The organism is Helicobacter magdeburgensis (assembly GCF_000765825.2).
GTDB classification, from domain to species: Bacteria; Campylobacterota; Campylobacteria; order Campylobacterales; family Helicobacteraceae; genus Helicobacter_C; species Helicobacter_C magdeburgensis.
The window spans coordinates 1-4,733 of the sequence record NZ_JRPE02000031.1 but is presented as its reverse complement, the minus strand read 5'-3'; the positions used below and the strand labels follow the sequence as shown (position 1 = coordinate 4,733).

5 protein-coding genes are annotated in these 4,733 nt (G+C 36.0%); 2 read left to right on the top strand and 3 right to left on the bottom strand.

The window, feature by feature from the left end:
• Nucleotides 1-123: 123 nt before the first annotated feature.
• Entirely contained in the window at nucleotides 124-669 is a 546-nt protein-coding gene (locus LS74_RS10585; RefSeq protein ID WP_034589356.1) for a hypothetical protein, read from the bottom strand.
• A 251-nt stretch (nucleotides 670-920) separates the two neighbouring features.
• A complete protein-coding gene (locus LS74_RS10580; protein ID WP_034589354.1) occupies nucleotides 921-1,568 on the bottom strand; it encodes a hypothetical protein in 648 nt (215 codons plus the stop codon).
• A 200-nt stretch (nucleotides 1,569-1,768) separates the two neighbouring features.
• On the opposite strand from LS74_RS10580, the gene LS74_RS10575 reads away from it, so the two are divergent.
• Nucleotides 1,769-3,199, top strand: coding sequence for a hypothetical protein (locus LS74_RS10575; protein WP_138129139.1), 1,431 nt, complete (start codon nucleotides 1,769-1,771; stop codon nucleotides 3,197-3,199).
• A gap of 179 nt (nucleotides 3,200-3,378) precedes the next feature.
• Here the strand turns inward: LS74_RS10575 and LS74_RS10570 are convergent, their stop codons facing one another.
• Nucleotides 3,379-3,951 carry a hypothetical protein gene (locus LS74_RS10570; protein WP_034589632.1) on the bottom strand — a complete coding sequence of 191 codons (573 nt, stop codon included), beginning with the start codon at nucleotides 3,949-3,951 and terminating at the stop codon, nucleotides 3,379-3,381.
• A 147-nt stretch (nucleotides 3,952-4,098) separates the two neighbouring features.
• On the opposite strand from LS74_RS10570, the gene LS74_RS10565 reads away from it, so the two are divergent.
• A partial coding sequence (locus tag LS74_RS10565) for a hypothetical protein (RefSeq protein WP_167480493.1) occupies nucleotides 4,099-4,733 on the top strand: 635 nt, incomplete at its 3' end.

Genomic DNA, 4,733 nt, shown 5'->3' with positions numbered 1-4,733 from the left:
TAGAGATGGAATGAGAGTGAAATATCTAGGCTTAAGAAACAATCAAATTAATGCAGAACACAATCTCGCTCAAGCTCAACTTGAGGAGAGTTTTGCAAGGATAAAGTTAAGTAGTTTGTAGGGTTATTTGACACATGGATAAAGAATGGTCTCAGTTTTTGGAACAACAACTCTCTCTCCAAATACGATTGAGCGAATTGTTTCCTTGTAAGGATTTTCAATATATATCTCATCTTTTTTATCGGGAAGCTCTACGCCATTCATCTTTTTCATATTGGTTGAATAGCAAACTTTCATTTCCCAATTCGGCTTACCAGAAATATCTTGAATTGCAAGATAATTTTCATAATTCTCATTCATAATCTGAAGCTCTTTGTATAAAGGGTTGTTCATTGTTTGTAAATAGCCCATTTCCTCAATAATTGCATATCTCAGATTTTGTTCTATAGCCACATATCTATTATCGACCACTCTATTCAGTGTTGTTTTTGGAACAATTCTCTCCACAAATAAAGTCTCCAGTGCAGCATTCTTGTTAGGTAAGGATAAATATACAAAAAGAACACCACATAACACAACGAATAATACTGCAATCAACAATAGTCCATTCCTAGCTCCTTTATTCTCTTCAAGATCTTTCATCATAAAATGCCAATCTGCATAACCCATTTCAATCTCCTTTTTTAATTTTATTTAGTGAGATTATAGCAAATGTAGGGGGCTTGTTTCAAATGGAGATTAAGGATGTTTTTCTTTCTTTGATAGCCTTATTTTAACTCCTACAATACAGAATATATGCTATTTTACGCCTTCGTATTTCACAACCCTTTAACGATTTGATGTCTAATGCGTTTAAAGTCCTAACTACGCTTTAAGTGATTTATTATTCCCGTTGTTTCAGCTAATATTTAACAATGCTGTTATAGAATACCCTTTCTTTCAAGGGGGCACTTGTCCCCACTTCCATAGTTTAGCAATCCCCCATCAAAAGACATAAGCATATCATCAAGAAATAGATTTACTTTTGTTGGCTCTAGTGAAAAGATAAGTTTTTCATTTTTGCTATTATGGATAGTTACACTCAATCTTGGACCATTTTTATTCATTTTGTAGAGATTCTCAAAGTGAAATGCTCTGTTTCGTAATAAATGCAAGAGCTTAAGCAATATAATACCTTTTTGATGCCTCATAATATGAGTATGAGGAAATCTTTTAGGATTTTTGGCATAATACTTTTTAAAGTCCAGAGCATCTAGAAATGTTTCGTGAAACACATTATTTGCTATCTTATAGTGCTCAACAACCCTTACCCAAAACCCTAAACTTTGCCGTGCTAATATATCAGTCGCCTTTAAAGATTCAAAACCTTTTCCCAAGAGCAAAATGATCCATTGAGAATCTTGCTGACTTAAAATTGTATCAATTTTATTTCGTATCACCACTTCCAATACACCAATTTTTCTCGCAATAGTAGCAATAAGATAGAAATTATCTTCGTGTTCTTGAAAGCTATGGTAGCCTTCTAATCTTCGTTTTGAAAAAAGAGTGATGATTTGTTTTTCAAGCACTAGAATCCTTTATATTCAAAATCTATTTTGGCGGAATTATACAAGATTCTTTCTTTGATAGCCTTATTTTAACTCCTACAATACAAAACATATGCTATTCTCAACACTCCATCTACACCCAAGGCTTAGAGAACCAAGCCCGTATTTCAGCTAACCAAACAGCAGGTGTAGGTAAGTTAGGAGAATTTACAAGAGAGCAGATGAATGCTATTCAATATGGATCTGAGGCTGGGGTGCTTAATCAAATAGCTCAAGGCAATAGCTTAAGAAGAGTATTTGGAACAGGTGCAGGATTCCAAGAGAGTTATTCTGCTATGGCAAATACTCAAGCGGATATGCAGAATATCCAAGCAAAAGAAACGGCTCGTAGTGCTAGAGAGCATTTCAAAGGAATAGGAACTAGCTCTGCTGAAGGTTCAGCTTATTCAAGAGTGTCAAGACTACAAGCAGACCAAAGATTTGAAGAAATGCAAGGAAGCACAGATGCCTATGAAACAGCTAGGAGTGTAAATTCAAATATTGCTAGGGAGCAAGCTCAACTTGGAGCTGCATCAAAATTCAAAAGCACAGAAGCAAGTTTAAACAATATAAATGCTGGAAATCATCAAGAAGCTATTGATAGGCTTTCTACAGCGAGTGCTGCTGGAGAAGCCAAAAAAGCATTTCAAAGCACTATTGGCTTTGAGGCGGGAAAACAATTAAACGCATACAATGATGATGGGACTTTAAGCTCTGGACCTGTGCAAGGAAGAAGTCTTGCAAGCCATAAAGATAGTTTGTATCATCAAAGCACTCTTGAGGCACAGCAGGAAATAGGAGGTACATTACAGCACTCAGGAGGAAGGGCTGCTCGTAATCTTGCACGAAAAGCCATTCAAGAGAATAATGAAAAAATAGAGGAATTAGAAAGTCAGAAGGAAAGCTGGGGAAGAAATATGAGCCAAAACAATGCTCTTTTAGATGGTCAAATTAAAGAAATTAAAAATGCTAATAAGGCATTGTCTCAAGCTGTTGCAGGGATACCAGATAAAGATGGAAATATTGCCTCTATTGGTTTGGAGACCGGTTTTACACAAATCCAAGGTATGTCTGGTGGCAATGTAGGTTCTCTTAACATTGGCAGGGCTGGAATGCAAGGTAGTTTCCAATCTGGCATAAGCTTCTCACATAATGAATCTAGGGGCTATAGCTATGGTGTTACGGCTAGTGGAGGGAGCACTTTTGCGGGATTAGCCCATAGTGCAGGAATAGGTATGCAGAATTTTGCTATGGCTTCTAGTGCATTATCTGCTGTAGGACAAATTGCAAGCACAGCCTCAATGTTTGGCAGGGTTGCTGGTGGTGTATCCTCTCTTATGGGTGGAGCTGGTGGAGATGCACTAATGGCAGCACAACAAGGAGTGCAAAGAGCTAGTGCTAGAGTTGCTTCAGCACAATCACAACTTAACTGGGCGACAGAGCAAGCCGCTGGGACTCATCAAAGGTTTGGTGGAGCTTATGCCGGAATGAATGCCCAACAAATTGGAGCAGAATCTGCTAGATTACAAATGGGCATCCACGATATGAATATGAGAGTAGGAAGACTGAATGGTATAAAAGGTAGGCTTCTAGATGAAGGTGTGGGCAAATAAGACCCTACGATAAAAAGTCTTAATAGGCAGATGAGACACCTAAATACAAACATAAATAGAGATGGAATGAGAGTGAAATATCTAGGCTTAAGAAACAATCAAATTAATGCAGAACACAATCTCGCTCAAGCTCAACTTGAGGAGAGTTTTGCAAGGATAAAGTTAAGTAGTTTGTAGGGTTATTTAAAGTTGGCACACTTTTCAACTTTTGATTTTATTGATGTAGTAGTAGGGATACCCTTAGTGCCACTTTCCCCTTTTAGAAACCGTATTGTGTCAAAATATGGATTACGAATAAATTTATCCTTTGTGGGTTCTTGTTTGTCTATGCACTTTTTGAGTCTCAAATTCGTATAAGTATTATCATCTATACGCAAAAATAAGGCGTAGTTTTCCCGCATAATATTGAATTTTTTTTCGATTTCTGCAGTATAATCCTCTCCATACATTTTGATATGCTCTGGGGTAATTGTGATTACAGAATCTAATTTTGAGTAAATATCAGCCATCGTTTGATTTTGTTCTGCCTCTAAAATTTCCTTCCGCTTTAATGTTTTTTTTGCTATAGCACTAAAGAGCAGTTCGTGAGGAATATTTTTTTGCGCCTCTTCTATTCTTCTTTTGTGGTTATCTAAGCTTTTAAAAAGAAAAAACAGACCGATAAGAATTATGATTACAACTAACCCCACCAAAAACCCTTTTGGGTTCTCTTTCATATCTTTCATCATAAAATGCCAATCTGCATAACCCATTTCAAACTCCTTTTTTAATTTTATTTAGTGAGATTATAGCAAAAACTGAAGTTTAGATTCAAATAAGTAGCGTGATAATTACAAACAAACTATTTAAGACATAAGCAAAAGAGAATTTGATAAAATGTGTCTATGGAAAAGGCAAGAATGGAATTATTATTTTCAACCGCTAGGTTAGAGAGCTACCAAAGTAAAGAGGAGCATTTTGCTAATTTAAGGCTTATTGGCAAAATAGCACCTAAACTTTGTATGTTAGAAATTTGTATTCGTAATATTGTAAATAATATTTTAAGCCAAAGGTTGGGGGATGAATGGTGTGAAAGTGAAAGTCAAGCAAAGTATAGGGGAAAGAATCTTTACAATCATCAGCTCGTTTCAAAGCAAAATCTTGGGTTTTGGTGTGAGATGATTGATAAACATAGGCTTCATAATCATATCTTTCGCTTTGATAAGACATTTGACTTAAAAGCTTACGATACGGCAAATACAAATAAGTTTTACCACAATGGCAAAAAGCGACTATTGCGAGCAAGCCATAAATCAGAGATTGTCCTAAATTGGATTCACACTCTTAGGAATCGTGCTTTTCACGCTGAAAATCTCCTAAAAACTAAAATTATTATGCGTGATAGTAAAGCTACTATTGCTCCGCGTATTACCACCTTTATAACTATTGGCGATAAACACAAACTCTACTTTGGTGTTATGCCAAATAAGATAGAGATGTTTTTAGATGATTGTTTAGATTTGATAGATGAGAATCTCAGAAGTCTTATCACTAG